At 68.4% G+C, this 2,580-nt stretch carries 4 protein-coding genes; 2 read left to right on the top strand and 2 right to left on the bottom strand.

What is annotated here, in order from left to right; genetic code table 11:
* The coding region (locus tag VHB92_RS08590) for an isopenicillin N synthase family dioxygenase (protein WP_325453329.1) at positions 1-869 on the bottom strand (869 nt) is incomplete at its 3' end.
* A gap of 85 nt (positions 870-954) precedes the next feature.
* Positions 955-1,476 (bottom strand): GNAT family N-acetyltransferase, encoded by a 522-nt coding sequence (locus VHB92_RS08585; RefSeq protein ID WP_325453327.1) that lies wholly within the window; start codon positions 1,474-1,476, stop codon positions 955-957.
* Positions 1,477-1,620: 144 nt separating this feature from the next.
* Here VHB92_RS08585 and VHB92_RS08580 point away from each other — a divergent pair, with 144 nt between their 5' ends.
* Together VHB92_RS08580 and VHB92_RS08575 are read left to right on the top strand one after the other, a co-directional pair.
* Positions 1,621-2,193 carry an ATP-binding protein gene (locus VHB92_RS08580; RefSeq protein ID WP_325453331.1) on the top strand — a complete coding sequence of 191 codons (573 nt, stop codon included), beginning with the start codon at positions 1,621-1,623 and terminating at the stop codon, positions 2,191-2,193.
* Positions 2,194-2,197: 4 nt separating this feature from the next.
* Positions 2,198-2,580, top strand: a 383-nt coding sequence (locus tag VHB92_RS08575) for an N-acetyltransferase (protein WP_325453325.1), incomplete at its 3' end; no start/stop codon positions are given.

The following is a 2,580-nucleotide window of genomic DNA, read 5'->3' as shown; positions in this document are numbered from 1 at the left end:
ACCTCGACGTCGTAGTCGACGTTGAAGAACAGCGGGAAGGAGTAGCGCTCCTCGGCGACCTTGCGCACGCGGTGCAGCGTCGCGACGAACGCGCCGTTGGACCAGATGTCGAGCATGTCGCCGATGTTCACGACGAACGCGCCGTCGATCGGTGGCACGTCGATCCACTCACCGGCGCCGTTCATGATCTCGAGGCCGGGCTTGGTCGGCTTGAGGATCGTGAAGACCTCGTAGTCCGTGTGCGCGCCGATGCCGAGGTTGTCGACCGCGTTCTCGTCGTACGGGTAGTGCACGAGCCGCAGCTGGCTGGGGGCCCGCGTCACGAACTCGTCGAAGCAGGTGGCGGGCTCGCCCAGCGCCATCGCGAAGCCGCGCAGGAGCACCTTCCCGAACGCGATGACCGCGTTGTAGTACGTGGTGACCGCGTCCTGGAAGCCCGGCAGCGACGGCCACTGGTTGGGCCCGAGCATGGGGTTGCCCGCAAGGTAGTCGGGATCGTCGGCCGGCAGCTCCAGGCTGGAGTCGAACGCCTCCTTGAGGTCGACGGGACCGTCGCCGTACAGGCCCTCCTCCCCGACCGGCACGTAGCCGCGGTGGTTCGTGGAGTTGCCGATGTAGACCTTCTGCTTCTCCTCGATGGGCAGCGCGAAGAAGGTCTCCGCCGCCTTGACGAGCTCCGTGTACAGGTCGTCGGCCACCCCGTGCCCGGTCACGTAGAGGAAGCCCACCTCGCGCGCTGCGCGACCGAGCTCGGCCGCGACCGCTTGCTGGGCTTCCTCGTCGCCGTACAAGCCCGACACGTTGATGACCGGAACCTGTTGAAAGTCCGCCAGCGAGCCCATCCCGCACCCCGTCCGCCTGATCGCCATCGGTGAGCACAGTGAACGACCGTCGGATGACTCCGTTGTTAACGCGGTGTTGCAGTGTTGCAGTCAGCCTCGCGGCGGCCGGGCGCTACGCCCGGCGTTCGAACAGGACCGCCTCGAGCACGGTTCCGTTCTCGTGCGTGAACGTGCCCGGGCCCACCCGGGTCAGGCCACCCTTCTCGAGGACCCGATGGGATGCCGGGTTGTCCACGGAAGCGGCGGCGGTCAACCGCGTGATCCCCGCGTCGCTCGACGCGTGCCGCACGACGAGCTTGGCGGCCTCGGTCGCATAGCCGTTGCCCCACTCGTCGGGCTCGATCCAGTAACCCATCGTCGCGTGGCCGGGCTCGTTCGGAACAGGGTCGAAGCCCGTCATGCCGAGGAACCGACCGTCCGCGAGCGCCTCGATCAGCAGCGCGTACTGCGGTCGCGGATCCAGGCTCTGAGCCGCGATTGACCGCTCGACGAAGGCCCTCGTCGCGGCCTCGTCGTTCGGCCCCCACGACATGTACCGCACGACGCGCGGGTCGGACGCTCCTGGATGGATCAGCGCGACGTCACTCACCAGCAGCTCGCGGAGCCGCACCCGCTCGCCGATGAGCTCGACCACGAACGCAACTCTCCACCGCCGCGAGAGCCGGCCGCCAGCGATTAGCGCGCAAACCGCTGACTGTTGCAGCGGCAGCGCTGCGTTCGATCGCGATGGCCGGCAAATGCCCTGGCGGAGGCGACCGAAAGTGGCACGATCCGAGCGGTGACGAGGCCGACGCTTCTGCTCACTGTCGGGCTTCCGTGCTGTGGCAAGACGACGGCTGCCCGGCGGTTCGAGGTTGAGTCGTCAGCGCTGCGACTCACAAAGGACGAGTGGATGAAGGCGCTCTACGGCTCGCAGAACCCGACGTCCGCGAGCGACGTGATCGAGGGCCGCCTGATCGCGATCGCGCTTCGAACGCTGTCTCTGGGTGTCAACGTCGCGCTGGACTTCGGCCTGTGGAGCCGTGCCGAACGTTGGGCACTTCGCGCGGCCGGCACCGAGGTGGGAGCTGATGTACAGCTCTGGCACGCCCCGGTGACCCGCGAGCAGCAGCACGAACGGAACGCCGCTCGACTGGCGCACGACCCGCATTCGACCTGGCCGATGTCTGACGCCGAGCTCGAGCGGTGGACGGCGCAGTTCGAAGCCCCAACCGCTGGGGAGCTCGACGGCAGCGATCCGATCCCGCCACCCCCGGACGGATTCGCATCGTGGAGCGACTGGATCGTCTGGCGCTGGCCCGCGCGCATCGCCGATACGGATCAGCGTGCACCGCAGGTGGATATCGCGTGAGCATGTGGTGATCCGCGACGCGCGGCCGGACGACGTGCGCGCGATCGCGCAGGTGCACGCGCAGGCCTTCGGCGCGAGCCACGGTCGGGTTGTCGCCGCGCTCGTCGAAGCGCTGCATCGGCGCGCGGCCGAGGACACCGTGTCACTCGTCACCGTTGCCGACGACGATCAGGTCATCGGGCACGTCACGCTCACACCGGCACTGCTCGACGCACCGCAGCGTCTGGTGACCATCAGCGTACTGAGTCCGCTCGCCGTCCTCCCCGAGCGGCAAGGACAGGGCGTCGGGCGTGCACTGGTGGAGGACGGCGTCGCCCGGCTCGTCCAATGCGGGGTGCCGCTCGTCGTGCTCGAGGGCGACCCGGCCTACTACCGCAAGCTCGGTTT

This window comes from Humibacter sp., from assembly GCF_035547335.1.
Taxonomy (GTDB): domain Bacteria; phylum Actinomycetota; class Actinomycetes; order Actinomycetales; family Microbacteriaceae; genus Humibacter.
This window is presented reverse-complemented; position numbering and strand designations above follow the sequence as displayed.